Origin of the sequence: Miniimonas arenae, assembly GCF_006351005.1 — a bacterium.
Taxonomy (GTDB): domain Bacteria; phylum Actinomycetota; class Actinomycetes; order Actinomycetales; family Beutenbergiaceae; genus Miniimonas; species Miniimonas arenae.
Genome location: NZ_VENP01000018.1, coordinates 21,643 through 42,110, shown reverse-complemented (window position 1 = coordinate 42,110; position 20,468 = coordinate 21,643). Strand labels below are relative to the sequence as shown.

Annotated in this window: 15 protein-coding genes; 8 read left to right on the top strand and 7 right to left on the bottom strand. The window is 73.2% G+C overall.

Annotation, left to right across the window (positions count from 1 at the left end; translation table 11 throughout):
- Window positions 1–11: 11 nt before the first annotated feature.
- Entirely contained in the window at window positions 12–860 is an 849-nt protein-coding gene (locus FH969_RS06590) for an exonuclease domain-containing protein (RefSeq protein ID WP_108720200.1), read from the bottom strand.
- A gap of 83 nt (window positions 861–943) precedes the next feature.
- Between FH969_RS06590 and FH969_RS06585 the strand changes: the two genes are divergently transcribed.
- From FH969_RS06585 to FH969_RS06565, 5 genes are all read left to right on the top strand, one after another.
- The gene (locus FH969_RS06585) at window positions 944–2,068 is read left to right on the top strand and encodes a GuaB3 family IMP dehydrogenase-related protein (protein WP_139986549.1); all 1,125 of its coding nucleotides are present in this window, start codon (window positions 944–946) and stop codon (window positions 2,066–2,068) included.
- A 416-nt stretch (window positions 2,069–2,484) separates the two neighbouring features.
- A complete protein-coding gene (pfkB, locus tag FH969_RS06580) occupies window positions 2,485–3,462 on the top strand; it encodes a 1-phosphofructokinase (protein ID WP_139986548.1) in 978 nt (325 codons plus the stop codon).
- Between the two features lies 1 nt (window position 3,463).
- Window positions 3,464–3,913: a PTS sugar transporter subunit IIA gene (locus FH969_RS16035; RefSeq protein ID WP_108719251.1), complete on the top strand. Its 450-nt coding sequence runs from the start codon at window positions 3,464–3,466 to the stop codon at window positions 3,911–3,913.
- Complete coding sequence (locus FH969_RS06570; RefSeq protein WP_139986547.1) at window positions 3,913–5,424, top strand: PTS fructose transporter subunit IIC; 1,512 nt, start codon at window positions 3,913–3,915, stop codon at window positions 5,422–5,424. Before FH969_RS16035 ends, FH969_RS06570 begins: the two co-directional genes overlap by 1 nt.
- 296 nt (window positions 5,425–5,720) lie before the next feature.
- The gene (locus FH969_RS06565; RefSeq protein ID WP_108719253.1) at window positions 5,721–6,755 is read left to right on the top strand and encodes an Acg family FMN-binding oxidoreductase; all 1,035 of its coding nucleotides are present in this window, start codon (window positions 5,721–5,723) and stop codon (window positions 6,753–6,755) included.
- Between the two features lie 110 nt (window positions 6,756–6,865).
- Here FH969_RS06565 and FH969_RS06560 read toward each other — a convergent pair whose 3' ends face one another.
- The 3 genes from FH969_RS06560 to FH969_RS06550 are packed head-to-tail and all read right to left on the bottom strand — an operon-like array spanning window position 6,866 to window position 12,653.
- Window positions 6,866–8,056 carry an acetate/propionate family kinase gene (locus FH969_RS06560; protein ID WP_108719254.1) on the bottom strand — a complete coding sequence of 397 codons (1,191 nt, stop codon included), beginning with the start codon at window positions 8,054–8,056 and terminating at the stop codon, window positions 6,866–6,868.
- Complete coding sequence (gene pta / locus FH969_RS06555) at window positions 8,053–10,164, bottom strand: phosphate acetyltransferase (protein ID WP_108719255.1); 2,112 nt, start codon at window positions 10,162–10,164, stop codon at window positions 8,053–8,055. Before pta ends, FH969_RS06560 begins: the two co-directional genes overlap by 4 nt.
- Entirely contained in the window at window positions 10,161–12,653 is a 2,493-nt protein-coding gene (locus FH969_RS06550) for a phosphoketolase family protein (RefSeq protein WP_108719256.1), read from the bottom strand. Before FH969_RS06550 ends, pta begins: the two co-directional genes overlap by 4 nt.
- A gap of 202 nt (window positions 12,654–12,855) precedes the next feature.
- Between FH969_RS06550 and FH969_RS06545 the strand changes: the two genes are divergently transcribed.
- Entirely contained in the window at window positions 12,856–13,695 is an 840-nt protein-coding gene (locus FH969_RS06545; protein ID WP_139986546.1) for an SURF1 family protein, read from the top strand.
- A gap of 3 nt (window positions 13,696–13,698) precedes the next feature.
- On the opposite strand, the gene FH969_RS06540 is transcribed toward FH969_RS06545, so the two are convergent.
- From FH969_RS06540 to FH969_RS06530, 3 genes are all read right to left on the bottom strand, one after another.
- On the bottom strand, window positions 13,699–15,438 hold the full coding sequence (locus FH969_RS06540) for an ABC transporter ATP-binding protein (protein ID WP_139986545.1): 1,740 nt from the start codon (window positions 15,436–15,438) through the stop codon (window positions 13,699–13,701).
- Window positions 15,435–17,279, bottom strand: coding sequence for an ABC transporter ATP-binding protein (locus FH969_RS06535; RefSeq protein WP_139986544.1), 1,845 nt, complete (start codon window positions 17,277–17,279; stop codon window positions 15,435–15,437). The genes FH969_RS06540 and FH969_RS06535 overlap by 4 nt, the downstream gene beginning before the upstream one ends.
- Window positions 17,280–17,415: 136 nt before the next feature.
- Window positions 17,416–18,402, bottom strand: a complete 987-nt coding sequence (locus tag FH969_RS06530) for a hypothetical protein (protein ID WP_139986543.1) — start codon at window positions 18,400–18,402, stop codon at window positions 17,416–17,418.
- Between the two features lie 68 nt (window positions 18,403–18,470).
- Here FH969_RS06530 and FH969_RS06525 point away from each other — a divergent pair, with 68 nt between their 5' ends.
- A complete protein-coding gene (locus tag FH969_RS06525; RefSeq protein WP_108719261.1) occupies window positions 18,471–18,860 on the top strand; it encodes a DUF3817 domain-containing protein in 390 nt (129 codons plus the stop codon).
- Entirely contained in the window at window positions 18,857–20,464 is a 1,608-nt protein-coding gene (gene guaA / locus FH969_RS06520; protein ID WP_108719262.1) for a glutamine-hydrolyzing GMP synthase, read from the top strand. Before FH969_RS06525 ends, guaA begins: the two co-directional genes overlap by 4 nt.
- The last annotated feature ends 4 nt before the right edge of the window (window positions 20,465–20,468 follow it).

Here is a 20,468-nt window from a genome sequence, read left to right as displayed (position 1 = left end):
CGGTGGGCGGTTCAGCCCGCGACCAGGTCAGCCACGGGCCGGTCGACGCGGTGGGCCGCGGCGGCCGCGCGAGCCCGCGCCACGATGTCCGCGACGACGTCGGCGGGCAGCGCGTACGCGCCCTGCAGCGGCCAGCTGCCGTCCGCCGGCGGACGCTCGAACCCGTTCTCCAGCAGCCAGGCGTTGAAGCCCTGCGCCCAGCGCCAGTGCGCGCGGACCTGCCGCTCGTGCATCGCGACGAGGTCCACCTCGGCCAGCTCGGGGAAGCGGGCCACGAGCGCGCCCAGCACGTCGAGCGTCGCCTCGACGTCGACGTCAGCGGCGTGCAGGTCGCCCGAGGCGACCACGCCGTAGAACTGCGCGAGGTTCTCCAGGCGCCGCTTGCCGGGCCGGTAGCGGTCCAGCGCGCGGTCGAGCACGAGCGGGTCGATCGCGGGTCCCGGCGTCCGGCCCAGCCGCTCGGTCACGGTGCGCAGGCCGTGCCGCGCGAGCTCGTACTCGAGGATCGTCAGATCGAAGGCGGCGTTGTACGCGACGACGGGCACGCCGTCGGCCATCGCTCCCGAGATCGCGACGGCGAGCTCCTCGAGCACCTCCGCGGGCGGACGGCCGTGGCGGCGTGCGTACTCGGTGGTGATGCCGTGGATGGCGCTCGCGGCCTCGGGGATCTCCACGCCGGGGTCGATCACCCAGGTGCGCGTGCGGGACAGGCCGTGCAGGCCCTCGCGGATGACGAGCGCGGCGGTGACGATCCGGTCGTTCGTCACGTCGACCCCGGTGGTCTCCGTGTCGAACCCGACCAGTCGGCCGGCCGCCCAGCCGACCGCGCGGCCCTCGCGCGCTGCACTCGTCACCGTCATGCCCACACTCTCGCACCGGCCACCGACACCGTGGGGACGACCCGCCCGGTGCGTGCCGGAGCGACCCACTAGCCTGGGTCACCGTGAGCAACGAGATCGAGATCGGTCGCGGCAAGCGCGGACGCCGCGCGTACACCTTCGACGACATCGCCGTCGTCCCGAGCCGGCGCACGCGGACGCCCTCGGACGTCTCGGTCTCGTGGCAGATCGACGCGTACCAGGTGGATCTGCCCGTCGTGGCGGCCCCGATGGACTCCGTCATGAGCCCCAGCACCGCGATCGAGCTCGGTCGCCTCGGCGGCATCGGCGTGCTCGACCTCGAGGGCCTGTGGACCCGGTACGAGGACCCCGAGCCGCTGCTCGAGGAGATCGCGACCATTCCCGCGGGCGACGCGACCCGGCGGATGCAGGAGCTGTACTCCTCGCCGATCGTGCCCGAGCTCGTCACCGAGCGGATCCGGGAGATTCGCGCCGCCGGCGTCACCGTCGCGGGTGCGCTCTCGCCGCAGCGCACGCAGGAGCACTGGCGCACGGTCGTCGGGGCGGGCGTGGACCTGTTCGTCATCCGCGGCACGACCGTCTCGGCGGAGCACGTGTCGACGTCCGCCGAGCCGCTCAACCTCAAGCGCTTCATCTACGAGCTCGACGTCCCCGTGATCGTCGGCGGCGCCTCGACGTACACCGCCGCCCTTCACCTGATGCGCACCGGCGCCGCAGGCGTCCTCGTCGGGTTCGGCGGCGGCGCCGCGATGACGACCCGACTCAGCCTCGGCATCCACGCGCCGATGGCCACCGCCGTCGCGGACGTCGCGGCCGCGCGCCGCGACTACCTCGACGAGTCCGGCGGCCGGTACGTCCACGTGATCGCCGACGGATCGGTCGGCCGGTCCGGCGACCTCGTCAAGGCCATCGCCTGCGGCGCCGACGCCGTGATGCTCGGCGCCGCGCTCGCGCGCTCGACCGAGGCGCCCGGCCGCGGCTGGCACTGGGGGAGCGAGGCCCACCACCCCGACCTGCCGCGCGGCGTGCGGGTGCGGGTCGGCACGGTCGGCACGATGGAGGAGATCCTGCACGGCCCCGGCGGCCGGGCCGACGGCACCCTCAACCTCATCGGCGCGCTGCGCAAGGCGATGGCGACCACGGGCTTCTCCGACGTCAAGGAGTTCCAGCGGGTCGAGGTCGTCGTCTCGCCGTACTCCCCGCGCTGAGACGCGCGGGCGACGCGGCGCGGGGATCGCGTGCCCTGGTGACGGCCGCCGAGGGGTGACTCGCGGCGCAGGGTGCCCGGAAGGTGCAGCTCATGGTGCGCGCCGGCACCCCGCGGCGACGCGCTACGGGCATCTGGGGTACGAACGGCAGGACGTCGAGGTCCACGGCCGCTGACTGGCCGGCTCACGGAGTGATCGCCCCCGACACCGTGGGGCGCTAGCACGGTTCCCTTCCGCGACCGCTGAACCCTGGCCTTGCCCGTTTCTGTCCGAAACGGACCGGACGACCCCACTTTCGCGGGGACTCTTGACGCCTGTGCGCTATACGGGCAGACTCGGACACGCGACAACGAGAGTCGGACCGAATCGGCGCGAAGCAGCGCCAGCCGAAGGAGCCCAGCGATGGACGAGCAGCGATGATCGTCACCCTCACCCCCAACCCGAGCATCGACCGCGCCTACGACCTGGACCACCTGCTCGTCGGTGAGGTCAACCGCGCCGCCGCGGTGCACGTGGACGCGGGCGGCAAGGGCATCAACGTCTCCCGCGCGCTGCACGCCGCGAGCATCCCGACCCGTGCGGTCCTGCCCGTGGGCGGGCCCGACGGCGAGCTCCTCCTCGCGCTCCTCGCGCAGCTCCGCGTGCCCACCGTCCCTGTCCCCGTCGAGGGCGCCACCCGCTCCAACATCACGCTCGTCGCCGGCGACACCACGAAGGTCAACGCGCCTGGCCCGAACCTCGACGACGCTGCTCGCGACCGGCTCCTGCGCGCCGTCGCGGACGCCGTCGCCCCGGGCGACGTAGTCGTCGCCGCGGGCAGCCTGCCCGCGGGCGTGGCCCCCGACCTCTACGTCCGCCTCGGCGGGCTCGTGCGCGAGCGCGGCGCGGGCCTCGTGCTGGACACCTCCGGGCCGGCGCTGCAGCAGGCGGTCGCCGCCGGCGGGCTTGCGCTCATCAAGCCGAACGACGAAGAGCTCGCCGAGCTCGTCGGCCGCGAGCTGCCCACCGTGGGGGACGTCGTGACCGCCGCTCGCGAGCTCGTCGCCACCGGCACCGACCGGGTCCTCGTGAGCCTCGGCGCGCACGGCGCGCTCCTCGTGAGCGCCGACGGCTCGTGGTGGGCCGGCGGACCCGCGCTCGTCGCAGCCTCGACGGTCGGCGCGGGCGACACCACGCTCGCGGGCTACCTCGCGGCCTGCACCAGCGGGCACGGCGCCGACTCGCGCACCGACCTGGCCGCCGACCCCGCCCACGCGCTGCGCACCGCCGTCGCGTGGGGCCGGGCCGCCGTCCAGCTTCCTGGCACCGCGGTGCCGACCCCCGATCTCGTCCGGGCCGACGAGGTCCGGATCCTCACGACCCCCGATCCCACCACCCCCATCAAGGAGATGTGACATGGCAACGCCGCTGATCACCGCCGACCTCGTGGCCGTCGACCTGGACGCGACCGACAAGGAAGCCGTCGTCGCCGTCCTCGCCGACAAGCTCGCCGCCGCCGGGCGCGTGAGCGACGCCGCCGCCTTCGCGGCCGACGTCAAGGCGCGCGAGGCGCAGACCGCCACGGGCATGCCCGGGAAGATCGGTCTCCCGCACGCGAAGTCCGCCGCTGTGCTCGCCCCGAGCCTCGCCGTCGCGACCGTCCCGAACGGCGTCGACTTCGGCGGGCCCGACGGCGCGGCCACCCTGGTCTTCCTCATCGCGGCGCCCGCCGAGGGTGCCAACGAGCACCTGCAGATCCTGGCGAAGCTGGCCCGCAAGCTCGTGAACCCCACGTTCACCGGGTCGCTGCGCGACGCCGGCGACGCCCAGTCCGTGTCCGACATCGTCAACGAGGCGGTCGCCTGATGAAGTTCGTTGCTGTCACCTCCTGCCCCACGGGCATCGCCCACACCTACATGGCGGCCGAGGCCCTCGAGCAGACCGGGAAGGCGGCCGGCCACGAGGTCGTCGTCGAGACCCAGGGCTCGATCGGCTCCGACCCGATCGACCAGGCGGTCATCGACGCGGCCGACGGCGTGATCTTCGCCGCCGACCTCGAGGTCAAGGGTCGCGAGCGGTTCGCCGGCAAGCCCACGATCGACGTGGGCGTCAAGCGCGCCGTGCACGAGCCGGCGAAGGTCGTCGCGGAGGCCGTGGCCGCCGTCGAGTCCGGCGTCGTGACCGCGCCCGCCGCGGGCGCCGTCTCGGGCGGCCCCGGCACCAAGGTCGACAAGAACGCCAGCACGCTCACCAAGGTGCGTCAGTGGCTCATGACGGGCGTGTCCTACATGATTCCGTTCGTCGCCGCGGGCGGCATCCTCATCGCGCTCAGCTTCATGCTCGCCCAGGTCGCGTGGGGTGGTGCGGAGGGCGCCATCGAGGTCACCAAGCTCGACGCCGCCACCGTGTTCGCGAGCTTCGACCCCACCTCGCTGCAGGAGTGGTCGGTGGTGCTGCTCAAGACCGGCCAGCTCGCCTTCGGCTTCCTCGTGCCGGTGCTGTCGGGCTTCATCGCCTACGCGATCGCGGACCGGCCCGGCCTCGTGCCCGGCTTCGTCGGCGGCGCAGCGGCGGGATTCGTCGGGGCCGGCTTCCTCGGCGGTCTCGTCACGGGCTTCGCGGCCGGCTTCCTCGCGCTGTGGATCAGCCGCTGGAAGGTCCCGAAGGGCCTGCGCGGCGTGATGCCGGTGGTCGTCATCCCGCTGCTGTCCTCGTTCGTCATCGGCATCCTCATGCTCGTGGTGATCGGGCGGCCGATCGCGTCCGCGATGGAGGGACTGTCCAGCTGGCTCACCGGTCTGTCCGGCGGCAGCAGCGTGCTGCTCGGCCTGCTGCTCGGCGCCATGATGGGCTTCGACCTCGGCGGCCCGGTGAACAAGGTGGCCTACGCGTTCGCCGTCACCGGCCTGGCGACCGAGGGCCTCGCGGCCGACGCCACGCAGTACAAGATCATGGCTGCGGTCATGGCGGCCGGCATGGTGGCCCCGCTCGCGATGGCGCTCGCCACGACCGTGCGCAAGAACCTCTTCACCGAGATCGAGCGCGAGAACGGCAAGGCGGCCTGGCTGCTCGGTGCGTCGTTCATCTCCGAGGGCGCGATTCCGTTCGCGGCGGCCGACCCGTGGCGCGTCATCGTCTCCTCGGTCGTCGGCTCGGCCGTCACCGGCGGGATCACGATGGCCTTCGGGTCCACTCTCGTCGCCCCGCACGGCGGCATCTGGGTCCTCCCGCTGATCGGGAACGCGTTCGGGTTCCTCGTCGCGCTGGTGATCGGCACCCTCGTCACGGCCGCGATCGTCATCGTGCTCAAGAGCATGCGCGACGCCCGCGCGGTCGCCGAGGAGGAGGTCGTCGACCCGATCGCCGCCACGGCCTGAGCCCAGCGCTCATCGCGACGCCGCCCCTGCTCCGTCGGGGCGGACCCCCGGTCGCGTCGGTGCGTCGACGCGTCAGCCCCCGGGGGAGGAGGGTCCGGGTCCGCAGGTGCGGACCCGGACCCTCGTGCGTCCCGAGCCCTCGTGCCGCCCGCACCCCCCGGGACACGGCGGACCCGGGCCCTAGTGCCCGACCCCCTCGGGTCCGCAGCCCCTACGGTGGACAGTAGGGGTGCACACCACCCCTACGGTGAACAGGGGCGACCGGCGCCCCCAGGCAAGCCAGGTTCGGAGGACCGATGGTCGAGCAGGACCGCATCATCAGCGCCATCGAGGACGCCACGTACGCGTCCTCGATCCACAACAGCCAGCCGTGGCGGTTCACGGTGCTCGGCGACGCCGTGGCCGTGAGCCTCGACCCCGACGCCACCCCCCGCACGGTCGACCCGTCGGGCCGCTGGGCGCTCGCGTCGATCGGGGCCGTGCTCGCCACGCTCGAGATCGCGCTCGTCGCCCGCACCGGGCTCGCTACGAGCACGGAGCTGCGGGTGGGGGACGCGCCGAGCGACGGCGAGCTCGCCGGGGGCCAGGCGTACGGTGGCCGTCCGCTCGCCATCGTGCAGGTCGGCGACGACGCGGCCCCCGCGGCCGTCAAGGCGCAGGCGGAGCGCCTCGCCCCGACCGTCCGCGAGCGCTTCACGACGCGCGCACCGCTCACCGGCGGCGCCCCGACGCAGGCCGAGTGGGCCGCGCTCAGCGCGGCGGCCGGCGCGTCCGAGCTCGTCACCGGCACGCCCGCACCCGAGCCGCTCGTGCGCACCCTGCTCGCCCTCACGGCCGAGGCGGAGGTCGCACGCCAGGACGACCCCGACTACCTCGAGGAGATCGAGCGCTGGGTCGACAACGAGTCCCACACGGGCATCCCCTCGGCGGCCATCGGACTGCCCGACGCGGAGGGCAAGATCCCGCTGCGGGACTTCACGCAGACCCCGATGGGCTCGGCGGCGAGCGGTGAGGCGACCTTCTTCGAGGACCCCGCCGCGCTGCTCGTGCTGACCTCGGCCTCGGACGCCCCGGTGGACCAGCTGCTCGGCGGCTACGCGATGCAGCGCGTCATGCTCGAGGCGACCGCGCTCGGGCTCGGCATCGGCGTGCTGGGCCAGGCGCTCGAGGAGCCCGACTCGCGCGAGAAGGTGGACGCCGCGGTGTCCGAGGCGCTCGCCTCGCCCGAGCCGGTCGTGGTGCACCAGGTGCTGCGGCTCGGCCACCCGGCCGGCGAGCTGGCCCACGTGCGGACCCCGCGTCGGCCGGTCAAGGACGTCATCCTCGGCTGACCGGCGCGCGCCCGGCGGACGCACCCACGAACGTACGACGGCGAGGAGCGCAACCCGCTCCTCGCCGTCGTACGTCTGTGTCCGCGTGTGCGTCTGCAGCGGAACCGCCGCTACACGACCGCGAGCACCTGCCGCGTGATCTCGAGCTCCTCGTTCGTCGGCACGACGGCGACCGTCACCGGAGACCCCTCGCGCGAGATCACGGTCGGCTGCTTCACGCGACCGGCGTTGCGCTCGGGGTCCAGTTCGATGCCGAGGTGCTCGAGCCCCTCGAGCGCTCGCGCGCGCACGACGTCGTCGTTCTCGCCGATGCCGGCCGTGAACACGACGACGTCGAGGCCGCCGAGCTCGGCGAGGTAGGACCCGATGTACTTCTTGAGGCGCTGCGCGTAGACGGCGAGCGTGAGCTCGGCGTCGGCGTCGCCGGACGCGCGCAGCGCGTGCAGCTCGCGCATGTCCGTGACGCCGGACAGGCCGCGCACGCCCGAGCGGCGGTTGAGCAGGTCGTCGATCTCGTCGACCGACATGCCGGCGTTGCGGTGCAGGTGGAACACGACCGCCGGGTCGATGTCGCCCGAGCGGGTGCCCATGACGAGCCCCTCGAGCGGCGTCAGGCCCATCGAGGTGTCGATCGCCGCGCCGCCCCGGACCGCGGACGCGGACGCGCCGTTGCCCAGGTGCAGCACAATCGTGCGCAACTCGGCGAGGTCGCGGCCCAGGAACGCGGCCACCTCGGTCGAGACGAACTTGTGCGACGTGCCGTGCGCGCCGTAGCGGCGGACCTGGTGCTCCCGCGCGACTTCGCGGTCGATCGCGTACGTCGCCGTCTCCGGCGGCAGGCCGGCGAAGAACGCGGTGTCGCAGACCACCGCGTGCGGCACGCCGGGCAGCAGGCGGCGCGCCACCCGCACGCCGGTGAGGTTGGCCGAGTTGTGCAGCGGCGCGAGCGGCACGAGGGACTCGATGGCGGCCTCGACGGCGTCGTCGACCACGGTCGCCCTCGTGAAGAACGTCCCGCCGTGCACCACGCGGTGCCCGACGGCGACGATCCCCGCGTCCTCCAGGTGCGGTCCGAGCTCGGCGAAGAGGCCGAGCACGGTCTCGAGGGCGGCGGTGTGGTCGGCCACCGGCAGGGTCCGGGTCGCCTTGTAGTCGCCGACGACGTGCTGGACGTTCGACCACTCCTCCCCGACCCGGTCGATGATGCCGGAGGCGAGCGCCTCTTCCGAGTCGGCGTCGACGAGCTGGTACTTCAGCGACGAGGAGCCGGAGTTGAGGACGAGAACGGAACGGGCGGTCATGCGGTGGCCTCCTGGAGGGCGGGTGCGTCGGCGGCTGCCTGCGCGGCAGGTTCGCCGGATCCCTGGGCCTGGATCGCGGTGATGGCGACGGTGGTGATGATGTCCTTGACGGTCGCCCCGCGGGACAGGTCGTTGACGGGCTTGTTCAGGCCCTGGAGCACCGGTCCGACGGCGACGGCGCCGGCCGAGCGCTGCACCGCCTTGTACGTGTTGTTACCGGTGTTGAGGTCGGGGAAGATCAGCACGGTGGCCTTGCCGGCGACGGGCGAGCCCGGCATCTTCGAGGCCGCGACGCCCGGGTCGACCGCCGCGTCGTACTGGATCGGCCCCTCGACGACGAGCTCGGGTGAGCGCGTGCGGACGATCTCCGTCGCCTGGCGCACCTTGTCCACGTCCGCGCCGTGCCCGGACTCCCCGGTGGAGTAGGACAGCATCGCGACCCGGGGCTCGACGCCGAACTGCACCGCGGAGCGGGCCGAGGAGATCGCGATGTCCGCGAGCTGCTCGGCGTTCGGGTCGGGGTTGACCGCGCAGTCGGCGTAGACCAGCACCTTGTCCGCGAGGCACATGAAGAAGCACGAGGACACGATCGAGACGCCGGGAGCGGTCTTGATCGTCTCGAACGACGGCTTGATCGTGTGCGCCGTGGTGTGCTGCGCGCCCGAGACCATGCCGTCGGCGAGCCCGAGGTGCACCATGAGCGTGCCGAAGTAGGAGACGTCGACGATGATCTCGCGCGCCCGCTCGACCGTCATGCCCTTGTGGGCCCGCAGCCGGGTGTACTCCTGGGCGAACGGCTCGAGGTGGTCCGACGTCGCGGGGTCGAGCACCGTGGCCGCGGAGATGTCGAGGCCGAGGGCCGAGGCGCGCGTGCGCACCTCGGACTCGACGCCGAGGATCGTCAGGTCGGCCACGCCGCGGGACAGCACGGTGGACGCCGCGCGCAGGACGCGGTCGTCGCCGCCCTCCGGCAGGACGATGTGCCGGCGCTCGGCGCGGGCGCGCTCGTAGAGCGTGTGCTCGAACATGAGCGGCGTGACGACGTCGGACGGTTCGACGTCGAGCGCCTCGAGCACGGCGTCGCCGTTCACGTTCTGCTCGAACGTGCGCCGCGCGAGGTCGACCTTGCGCTGCGAGCCCGAGCTGATGAGGCCACGCGTGCCGGCCACCAGCTTGGCGGCTGTGAACGTGCCGAGCTCGGTCCGCATGATGGGCAGCCGCCGGCCGAGGCTGGCGACCAGACGCTCCACCTGCGGCGCGAGTTCGAAGCCGCCGTTGAGCGCGACCCCGGACAGCGTGGGGAAGTCCCCGGCGCTCTGCGCGGCGAGCAGCGCCACGATGGCGTCGGACCGGTCGGCCGGGGTGAGGACGAACGAGCCCTCCTTGAGCCGGTCGAGCAGGTGGTCGATGCCCATGGCACCGACCAGCATGTGCTCGGCCTCGCGGTCCAGCAGGCCCTCCTCGCCCGAGACGAGCGTGCCGTCCAGGGACTCCATGAGGTCGCGGACCGACGGCGCCGACAGGAGCGGGATCTCCGGGAGCGTCCACACCGGCACGTCGCCGGACAGCTCGTCCGCGACCTGCGCGAGCTCGTCCGGCTCGCACCGGTTCGCGACGATCGCCGCGACGTGGGCGTGGTGCGCGTGCACCTCGCTGCTCGCGACCTCGGCGACCTGGCGGACCTGGCCGGGCGTGCGGCCCTGGCCCCCGACGACGAGCAGCACGGGTGCGCTGAGGTTGGCCGCGATGCGGGCGTTGAACGCCAGCTCGGTGGGCCCGGCGACGTCGGTGTAGTCCGACCCGACCACGACGAGCACCTCGCACCGCTCGCTCAGGGCGCGCGCCTTGGTGAGGATCGTGTCCATGGCGGCGTCGGCGTCGGCGTGCACGTCCTCGTAGCGCACTCCCACGCAGTCGGAGTACGGGAAGTCCACGCCGTCGTGGCGCAGGAGCATCTGCAGCACGGCGTCGTCGTCGGAGGAGACCATCGGGCGGAACACCCCGACGCGCTGCACGCGGGTGCTGAACAGGTCGAGCAGGCCGAGCGCGACGGTCGACTTGCCGACGTTGCCCTCCGGGGAGAGCACGTAGACGGAACGGGCGCTCACTCGTTGTCACCCCCGGTCGCGACGGTGGCGTCGACGGCGCTGGAGTCGGACTGGTCCTGGGCGTCCGGCCAGACCCACTGGGAGACCTCGGGCAGGTCCTCGCCGTGCGTGCGGGTGTAGGCGCGAGCCTCGATCCGCTTGTCCTCCATCCGCTGGCGCAGCGCGGCGTGCCGGTCGGCCAGACCGGGCACCCGGTCGATGACGTCGATGACGAGCTTGAACCGGTCGAGGTCGTTGAGCATGACCATGTCGAACGGCGTGGTCGTGGTGCCCTCCTCCTTGTAGCCGCGCACGTGGATGTTCGCGTGCGTGGTGCGGCGGTAGGTGAGGCGGTGGATGAGCCACGGGTAGCCGTGGTACGCGAAGATCACGGGCACGTCCGTACCGAACACGGCGTCGAAGTCGCGGTGGTTGAGCCCGTGCGGGTGCTCGGTGTCGTCCATGAGACGCATGAGGTCGACGACGTTGACCACGCGGATCTTCAGGTCGGGGATGTTCTTGCGCAGCAGGTCCGCCGCGGCGAGCACCTCGAGCGTGGGCACGTCGCCCGCGCAGCCGAGCACGACGTCGGGCCGCTCGCCGTCGACCTCGCTGCCCGCCCACTCCCAGATGCCGAGGCCGCGCGTGCAGTGCGCGATCGCCTGGTCCATCGTGAGGAACTGCGGCGCGGGCTGCTTGCCCGCCACGACGACGTTGACGTAGTCGCGGCTGCGCAGGCAGTGGTCGTAGGTGGACAGCAGGGTGTTGGCGTCCGCCGGCAGGTAGACGCGCACCACCTCGGGCTTCTTGTTCACGACGTGGTCGATGAAGCCGGGGTCCTGATGGCTGAAGCCGTTGTGGTCCTGACGCCACACGTGGCTGGACAGGAGGTAGTTCAGCGACGGGATGGGTCGGCGCCACGGGATGTCGGACGTGACCTTGAGCCACTTGGCGTGCTGGTTGAACATCGCGTCGATGATGTGGATGAAGGCCTCGTAGCAGCTGAACAGGCCGTGCCGACCGGTCAGCAGGTAGCCCTCGAGCCAGCCCTGGCACTGGTGCTCGGACAGCATCTCCACGACCCGGCCGCGCAGCGCGAGCAGGTCGTCGGTGTCGCCCTCGTGGTAGTCCGCGTTCCAGACCTTCTTCGTCACCTCGAACACGTTCTGCAGGCGGTTGGACGCGGTCTCGTCGGGGCCGAAGATGCGGAAGTTGTCCGGGTTGAGACGGACCACCTCGCGCAGCCACTCGCCGAGCACCTTGGTGTTCTCGTGGATGCCGGAGCCGGGCACGGGGACCGGCACGGCGAAGTCGCGGAAGTCCGGCAGGCGCAGGTCCTTGGTGAGCAGGCCACCATTGGCGTGCGGGTTGGCGCTCATCCGCAGCTCGCCGGCCGGGGCGAGCGCGGCGATGTCCTCATCGAGCACGCCGTTCTCGTCGAACAGCTCCTCGGCCTTGTAGGACTGCAGCCAGTCGGCCAGCACCTGGAGGTGCTCGGGGGTGTCCCGGGCGCTCGCGAGCGGCACCTGGTGCGCGCGCCAGGAGTCCTGCGCCTTCTTGCCGTCGATGTAGGCGGGGCAGGTCCAGCCCTTGGGCGTGCGGAAGATGATCATCGGCCACTCGGGCCGCGTCTCGTCGCCCGCGGCCGCGCGCTCCTTGATCGCGACGATCTCGTCGAGCACCTCGTCCAGCAGCGCGGCGAACCGGCCGTGGATGGACGCGAAGTCCTCGTCGTCGAAGCCGGCGACGAACTCGTGCGGCTTGTGGCCGTACCCCTTCATGAGGGAGTGCAGCTCGTCGTCGGAGATGCGCGCCAGCACCGTCGGGTTGGCGATCTTGTACCCGTTGAGATGCAGCACCGGCAGCACCACGCCGTCGGTGGCGGGGTTGAGGAACTTGTTGGAGTGCCAGCTCGTGGCGAGCGGCCCGGTCTCCGCCTCGCCGTCGCCCACGACGGTGAAGAGCAGCAGGTCCGGGTTGTCGAACGCGGCGCCGTAAGCGTGCGAGAGCGCGTAGCCGAGCTCACCGCCCTCGTGGATCGACCCGGGCGTCTCGGGCGCGACGTGGCTCGGGATGCCGCCGGGGAAGGAGAACTGCTTGAACAGCCGCTGCAGCCCCTCCTCGTCCTGTGTGATGTGGGTGTACGTGTCGCTGTACGTGCCCTCGAGGTAGGAGTTCGCCACCAGGCCGGGGCCGCCGTGCCCGGGGCCGGTGATGTAGACGGTCGACAGCGACCGCTCCGCGATGGCGCGGTTCATGTGCGCGTAGAGGAAGTTCAGGCCGGGCGTGGTGCCCCAGTGGCCCAGCAGACGCGGCTTGACGTCGTCACGCGTCAGCGGCGTGCGCAGCAGCGGGTTGGCGATGAGGTAGATCTGGCCGACCGACAGGTAGTTGGCGGCGCGCCACCACTTGTCGATGCGTTCCAGCGTCGCGGGGTCGAGCTCGGAGTCGGGGCGGCTGTGCCACCCAGAGGTCGTCGTGTCCGAGGGGGGCGTCTGCACCGTAGCCATGGGGCCTAGCCTGCACTGTTTCGCTCCCCGGGGCGAGGGTTGTTCGTCCCGCGCGCGAAACCCGCCGATGCGGTAGCTCCTAGGCGAACGGTGGCGCGGCTCACATCCCGTCGCGTGGCTGCGGCCCAGCGGAGGCACGACGGCGTGGCGCGCCTCACAGCGCCGGGCCGCCCGGCGCCCGGCCGGAACGTAGGCTGGAGGGGTGAGTCAGCCAGCCCCGCCAGGCGCGCCGTCGCGCGAACCGGGGGTGCGCTCACCCCAGCCGCCCAAGCCACCGCGCCCCTCGTGGCGCGAGCTGCTCGCCGCCGCCGGCACCCGGCGGATGCTCGGGCTGCTGGCCCTCCTCGTCGTGGCGGCCGTGGTCTGCGCGCGGCTCGGCGCCTGGCAGATCGACCGTGCGTTCGAGCGCGCCGAGGCCGCCCGGGCGTCGGAGGAGGCCGCGACCAGCGGCGCCGACCCCGTGCCGCTCGCGTCCGTCTTCGAGCCCGGCGCCCACCTCATGGGCGTGCACGTCGGCGTCCCCGTCACCGTGACCGGCACCTACGAGCCGCAGGAGGGGGTCCTCATCCCCGGCCGGGTGGTCGACGGCCAGGAGGGGTACCTCGTGGTGACCCCCCTGCGGACGGACGATCCGGACTCGCCGTGGCTCGCCGTCGTGCGCGGGTTCGTCACCGATCCCGCGGACGTGCCTGCGGCGCCCGACGGCGAGCTCACCCTCGTGGGCGGGCTCGACGCGGGCGAGGCGTACGTGCCGCGGGCCGGCCTCGCGGCCGGCGAGCTCGGCTCGATCTCGCCCGCCTACTTCGCGGGGGAGTGGGGGCTGCCGATCTACAACGCCTACCTCGTGCTCACCGACGCTGACGCCCCGATGGAGACCGTGCCGCGGCCGACGCTGGACGACGGCGGCGGCGTCGATCTGCGCAACCTCGCCTACGCCGTGGAGTGGTACGTCTTCGGCCTGTTCGCGCTCGTGGTCTGGTACCGGCTGGTGCGCGACGAGGCGCTCGCGCGGCGCGAGGACGGCGAGGACGCCCGGCCGTAGGCCCTACTCGCTCTGCCAGGAGTGCCAGAGCCGCGCGTACGCACCCCCGGCCGCCACGAGCTCGTGGTGCGACCCGATCTCCGTGATCCGGCCGCCGTCGACCACGGCCACCCGGTCCGCGTCGTGCGCGGTGTAGAGGCGGTGCGCGATCGCGACCACGGTGCGGCCCTCGAGCACCCCCGCGAGGGAGGACTCCAGGTCGCGCGCTTGGCGCGGGTCGATGAGCGAGGTCGCCTCGTCCAGCACGAGGGTGTGCGGGTCGAGCAGCACCAGCCGCGCGAGCGCGATCTGCTGGGCCTGCGCGGGCGTCAGCTCGTGGCCGCCCGAGCCCACGCCCGTCTCGAGTCCCTCGGGCAGGTCGCGGACCCAGCCGAGAGCGTCGACGGCGAGCAGCGCCTCGTCCATCTCGCGCTCGGTCGCCTGGGCGCGGGCGAGGCGGAGGTTGTCCGCCACGGTGCCGACGAACACGTGGTGCTCCTGCGTGACGAGCGCGACGTGACCGCGCAGGTCCTCCAGCGGCAGGTGCACGAGCGGCACGCCGCCCACCGTCACGCGCCCCGCGGTGGGCGGGTGCACGCCGGCGAGCATGCGGCCGAACGTCGACTTCCCGGCGCCCGAGGGTCCGACGATCGCGAGCCGCTCACCGATCGCGAGGTCGAGGTCGATGCCGTGCAGCACCGGCACGCCCTCGCGGTAGGCGTACTCGACGTCGCGCGCGACCATGTGCTCGTCCTGCGGCTCCTCGTCGGTCGCCGTGCGGTCGGGCGCGACGTCGCTCACGCCGAAGATGCGGGCGAGGGAGACGGTCGCGACCTGGATCTCGTCGACCCAGAAGATGAGCTCCCAGACCGGGCCCATGAGCTGCACGGTGTAGAGCGCCACCGTCGTGACGGCGCCGATCGTGACGTGCCCCTGGGACGCGAGCCAGCCGCCCCACAGCAGCACCACGACGCTCGGGATGCCGAACGCCATGTCGACGGCGGGGAAAAGCACCTGACGCAGCGTGAGCGTCCGGGACTCCTTCTCCACGATGCGGTCGATGTCCGCCTCACCGCGAGCCCGGCGTCGGGCCGCGAGCGCGAGCGCCTCGACGGTGCGCGCCCCCTCGACCGACTCGGTGAACGTGCCGTTCATCGCGGCCCAGGCCGCCGACTCCTCGAGGTAGCGCGGGGTCGCGCGGCGCAGGTACCACCGCACAGCGCCGATGAGCAGCGGCAGCGCGGTGAGCAGCGCGAGCGCCGTGACCCAGCTGACGAGCACGGTGGCGACGACGGTGAGCGCGATGGTCGAGACGGCCACGAGCACCCGGGGGATGCCGAACCGGATCGTGTGCTGCACGCGGTCGACGTCGTTCGTGGTGCGGCTGACGAGGTCGCCCGTGCCGGCCTTCTCCACGGTCGACAGCGGCAGCGACGTCACGGTCTCGATGAACTGCTCGCGCAGCTCGGCGAAGACGCGCTCACCGAGCACCATCGAGGCGCGCTGGGCGTAGCGCACGGTGACGGACTGGGCGACGACGGCGACGACGAGGATCGCCACCGCCTGGTCAAGCGCCGACACCGGGCTGCCCGCCACGACCCCGTCGATGATCCGGCCGAGCAGGAACGGGCCGGCCAGGCCGGCGCACGCGGCGGCGGCCTGGAGCGCGGCCATGCCGACGAAGCCGCGCAGGTGGCGGCGCATCAGCGCCGCCGACTGCGTGCGCAGCTGGGCTGCGTCGGCGACGGGAAGCGTCGTGCTCATCGGGTCTCACCTGCCATCGCGGGGTCGGGTTCGGTCGCGCCGTCGCGGTTGCCCGGCGTCTCGGCCGGGCTGTCGTCGACGCTGCGGTTGACGATCCGGCGGTAGGCCACCGCGGCAGCGGCGGGCTCCCCGGTGAGGTCACCGCGGGCGGCGCGTTCGGCGTCGTGCATGAGGGAGTGGTGGGTGCCGCGGGCGCGCACCCGAGGGCCGTCGAGCAGGACCACCTCGTCGGCCTTGTCCAGCACGAGCGGGCTCGCGGTGACGACCACCGTGGTGCGGCCCTCCCGCGCCTGGTGCAGCGAGGCCGCGATGCGCTCCTCGGTGTGGGCGTCGACGGCGGAGGTCGGCTCCACGAGGACGAGCACGTCCGCCTCGGTGAGCAGGGCGCGGGCCAGCGCGACGCGCTGTCGCTGCCCGCCGGACAGCGACCGGCCCTTCTCCTCCAGCCGGCCGGCGAGGCCGTCCGGCACGGAGTCGAGCACGTCGCCCGCGTCTGCCACCGCGAGCGCGGCCGCGACGCGGTCGAGGTCGGGTGCGCCGGTGGCGCGCACGTCGAGCTCCTCGGCGAGCACGCCGGTGAACAGCGTCGGGGTCGCCTCGGAGACCACGACGCGCTCGCGCACGCGGGACAGCGGCACCTCGCGCAGCCGCACGCCGCCCAACGTGGGCGACGGCGCGGGGTCGGAGTCGTCGAACCGGCCCAGGCGGGTGGCCACCTCGGCGCTCGCGTCCGGGTCGGCGCTCACGAGCGCGACGAACGTCCCGGGTGCGACGGCGAGACCGCTCGCCGGGTCGACGAGATCGCCCCGGCGCGGCAGCGGCCGGTCGGTGGTGCCCTCGTCGCTCGTGCGCGGCGTGACCACCAGGACGCGCTGCACGCGCGCGACGGCGATCCGCGCGCGGGTGAGGATCGAGACCCCCTGCGTGGCCGAGCTGAGCGGGTTGGTGAGGTACGCGGCGTAGCCGTAGAACGCCACGAGCTCGCCGGGCTGGATCTCGCCCGCGACGGCGAGCCGCGCGCCGTACCAGATCACGCCCGCGAGGAAGAGCCCGGGCAGGAGGGTCTGGAGGGAGTCGAGGATCGACTGCGTCCCCGCGACTCGGACGCCCGCCTCGCGCACGCGCTGGCTCTGCTGTGCGTACCGCGCGGTGAAGACGTCCTCGCCGCCGATGCCGCGCAGAACGCGCAGGCCCGCGACGGTGTCGGAGCCGAGCGTGGTGAGCCGGCCGTTCTGCTCGCGGTGCTCCGCCTGGCGCTTCTGCAGCGGTCGCACGACGAGCGCGAGCAGGCCCGCGACGAGCGGGATGCCGAGCAGCACCGCGACGCCGAGCGGCACGGAGCTGGACATGAGGATCGCGGCCACGACGACGTACGCGACGAGGCTGCCGACGAACCGGCCCGCGAAGGCGTAGACCTCCGCGATCCGAGGCGCGTCCGACGCGACGGTCGCGAGCACCTCGCCGGTGGGGACGGTGCGCCGCAGGGACTCTCCGCTGCGGGTCACGGTGCGGTCCAGGAGGCCGACGGTGCCCAGGCACGCGCGCAGCCAGGCGGCGACGTCGGCGCGGTGACTGATCGCGCCGTTGGCAGCGCGGATCACCCACACGCCGAGCAGGACGCCGCACCAGGTCCACAGCTCCGGCCCGAAGCCGTGACCGAGGCCGTCGTCGATGGCCCGGCCGAGGATGTAGGGGGCGATCGCCTGGGTGAGCGCGTTGACGATGCCGAACCCGACGCAGGCCGCGAGCAGCGCGGGTTGCCGGGCCGCGACCCAGCCGAGGTAGCGGCCGGCGCCGCGGGTCGGGGCGCGGTCGGGGAAGGGGCGGTGGAGCTCGAGCACGTGACCACGCTAGGTGGGTCGGGGGCCCCTCACCAAGCCATTTCGAAACGATTCGAGGATTCTGGTGCCCCGATGGTCTTGAGATGGTGCGAGCCACACGTGCGGACGGTCCGGCGTTGACCTGCCCGTGACTCGCTCAGCCGATCGCGACGAGCAACGGGTCCTCCGCCTGCGCCCGGGCGAGGTCCGCGTCGATCGCGGCCTGCGCGACCGCGGCGGCGAGGACCGCCGTCGGCGCGCCGGTGGCGCCGGGCACGGCCGTGGTCAGCGCCTCGCCCAGGGCCGCGTCCTGGGCGGTCCGGGCGGCCTGGATCGCGGAGCGGGCCGCGTCGACGTCGGCCGGCACGCCGCCGCGCAGCGCCTGCGCGTAGGCGTCGTAGAGGTCACCGAGCTCGGTGTTCTGCTGCGCGAGCAGCGCGCACACGTCGGCGAGCGTGGGCACCGGGCAGACGGAGCCGTAGAGCGTGGCGCGCGAGCGCGCGGGTTCGGCGTACGCGGGGCCGATCGCGTCGGCGACCGCGGCCCACTGCGCGGTGTCGGCGGGCAGGCACCCGGTGTCGGCGACCGAGCACGCCCCGAGAAGAGCCTGGTAGGTCGCGAGCCCGGCCTGCTGGTCGAGGGTGACCTGGGCGAGGTCGGGGTGGCCGGCGCACCACGTCGCCTGCGCCGCGGCCGCGTCGGCCACGGCGCCCTGGTAGGTGGTCAGCGCCGCGGCGTCGGAGGTGACCTCGGCCGCGAGCTCGTCGTAGCCCGGCGTGCTCTCGCGCAGGTCCGCGGGCGGGGCGGATGGACCGGCGAGCGCGGCGACGTCGCTCGCCGTCGTCGCGGCGCGGTCGCACTCCGCGCGCAGCGCCGCGACCTGGTCGGCCGTCTCGTTCGCGGCGCCCGTGGCGAGCGGCGCGAGTCGCACCGCGGGATCGGGCAGCGAGGTCACGACGTCGCCGGACCAGGCGGTCACGTCGGAGCGCCACTGCGCCGCGAGGTCGCGCTGCTCGGCCTGGTCCCGGCTGCGGACGACGAGCACGACCGCGAGGACCACGACGAGGAGAGCAGCCACACCGGCGGCGATCCACGTCCATCGGGAGCGGAGCTTGCGAACGCCGTGCGTCGGCTGTGCTGGCACGCGGACATCCTGACAGGCGAGCGCCGGGATCTTGCCACAATGGGTGAACCTCCCGTGGAAGGACCGTGATGACTGCAGTGCCCGCGCCGGCCGACTCGACCGACTCGACCCGCCCCGCTCCTCAGCCCGCCTCGACCGCCCCCAGCACACGCAGCGCGTTCACCCGGTTCAAGGTGATGGCGTTCGTGACCGGCTCGTTCCTCCTGCTGCTGTGCGTGGAGATGCTGCTCAAGTACGTGCTCAAGGTCGACTGGGTCGACTCCGCACTCGGCTGGGTGCCGTTCGTGCACGGCTGGATCTACCTGATCTACGCCGTCACCTGCCTGCAGCTGTGGAGCCAGGCGCGGTGGTCGTTCGGGCGCCTCGTCGTCATGGTGGCGGGCGGCGTCGTTCCGGTGCTGTCGTTCGTCGTCGAGGGCCGCGCCGCGCGCTGGCCCGTCGCGACCCGGCGCGCATGACCGCGCCTATCCTGGACGACGTGACGCAGACCCCCGCGCCCCCCGCGCACCGTCCCGTCCTCGTCGTCGACTTCGGCGCCCAGTACGCCCAGCTCATCGCCCGCCGGGTGCGCGAGGCGCGGGTCTACTCCGAGATCGTGCCGCACTCCACCTCGGCCGAGGCGATGCTCGCGAAGGACCCGGCGGCGATCATCCTGTCCGGCGGGCCCGCCTCGGTGTATGCCGACGGTGCACCGTTCGTCGACCCCGCGCTGTTCGAGGCGGGGGTCCCGGTGCTCGGCATCTGCTACGGCTTCCAGGCGATGGCCAAGGCGCTCGGCGGCGAGGTCGCCCAGACCGGCCTGCGCGAGTACGGCGGCACCGAGGTCGCCGTCTGCGAGGCCGGCGTGCTGCTCTCGGGCACCCCCGAGCACCAGACGGCGTGGATGAGCCACGGCGACGCCGTGCACCGCGCCCCCGACGGCTTCGACGTCCTGGCCACCTCGCCCGGCTCACCGGTCGCGGCGTTCGAGGACACCACGCGGCGCCTCTACGGCGTACAGTGGCACCCCGAGGTCAAGCACTCCGCGCACGGCCAGGCCGTGCTCGAGCACTTCCTGTACGACGGCGCAGGGCTGGCTCCCGACTGGACGCCCGGCAACGTCATCGCCGAGCAGGTCGAGGCGATCCGGGCGCAGGTCGGGGACAAGCGCGTCATCTGCGGCCTGTCCGGCGGCGTGGACTCCTCGGTCGCGGCGGCCCTCGTGCAGCGCGCCGTCGGCGACCAGCTCACGTGCGTCTTCGTCGATCACGGGCTGCTGCGCAGCGGCGAGGCGGAGCAGGTCGAGCAGGACTTCGTGGCCGCGACAGGCGTCAACCTCGTCGTCGTGGACGCGCAGGAGCGCTTCCTCGAGGCGCTCGCGGGCGTGACCGACCCGGAGACCAAGCGCAAGATCATCGGGCGCGAGTTCATCCGCGTGTTCGAGCAGGCCGCGCGCGACGTCGTGACCGCCGCGGGTGCGCACGGCGAGGAGGTGGAGTTCCTCGTGCAGGGCACGCTCTACCCCGACGTCGTGGAGTCCGGCGGCGGCGAGGGTGCGGCCAACATCAAGAGCCATCACAACGTCGGCGGGCTGCCCGAGGACCTGCAGTTCTCGCTCATCGAGCCGCTGCGCACCCTGTTCAAGGACGAGGTGCGCGCCGTCGGCCTCGAGCTCGGCGTGCCCGAGGCGATCGTGTGGCGCCAGCCGTTCCCCGGTCCCGGCCTCGGTATCCGGATCATCGGCGAGGTCACCCGCGAACGGCTGGACACCCTGCGTGCGGCGGACGCGATCGCGCGCGAGGAGCTCACGCTCGCGGGCCTGGACCGCGAGATCTGGCAGTGCCCCGTGGTGCTGCTCGCCGACGTGCGCTCGGTGGGCGTCCAGGGCGACGGCCGCACCTACGGCCACCCGGTCGTGCTGCGGCCGGTGTCGTCCGAGGACGCGATGACCGCGGACTGGACCCGGCTGCCGTACGACGTGCTGGCCCGGATCTCCACCCGCGTGACCAACGAGGTCGCGGACGTGAACCGGGTGACCCTCGACGTCACGAGCAAGCCGCCGGGGACCATCGAGTGGGAGTGAGCGC